The following is a 449-nucleotide window of genomic DNA, read 5'->3' on the forward strand; positions in this document are numbered from 1 at the left end:
TCGTCGATCCTCGCGCGGGCGTCGGCGGCTGGATCGGGATCAGTCATGTCGTGGCTCTCAATCGGTAGACGAACGTGTCCTACGTCATATAGTGTGTGAGATGAACCGTCAGAAAACAAGACGGAATGTCAGAAAAGGTAAGGAGCGTGTTGTGCCGCTTCAAGATGAACACCAGATCGTGTCCGTCGACGACCATCTCGTCGAGCATCCGCGGGTATGGCAGGACCGCCTTCCGCAGCGGTTCCTCGAAGCGGGGCCGCGGATTATCGAGGTGGACGGTAAGCACCTGTGGAGTTATGACGGCCAGATCTTCCCGACCATCGGCCTCAATGCGGTGGCGGGCAAGCCCCCAGAGGAGTGGGGGATGGATCCGGTGCGCTATGAGGACATGATTCCCGGCTGCTATGACCCGGTCGCGCGGATCGCCGACATGGATGTGGATGGAGTGC

At 59.9% G+C, this 449-nt stretch carries 1 pseudogene; it reads left to right on the forward strand.

The window, feature by feature from the left end:
- Positions 1-100 precede the first annotated feature (100 nt).
- Positions 101-449: pseudogene (locus tag RNB18_RS52080) on the forward strand (hypothetical protein); the annotation flags it as partial.

Origin of the sequence: Streptomyces doebereineriae (assembly GCF_031845645.1) — a bacterium.
Lineage (GTDB): Bacteria > Actinomycetota > Actinomycetes > Streptomycetales > Streptomycetaceae > Streptomyces > Streptomyces canus.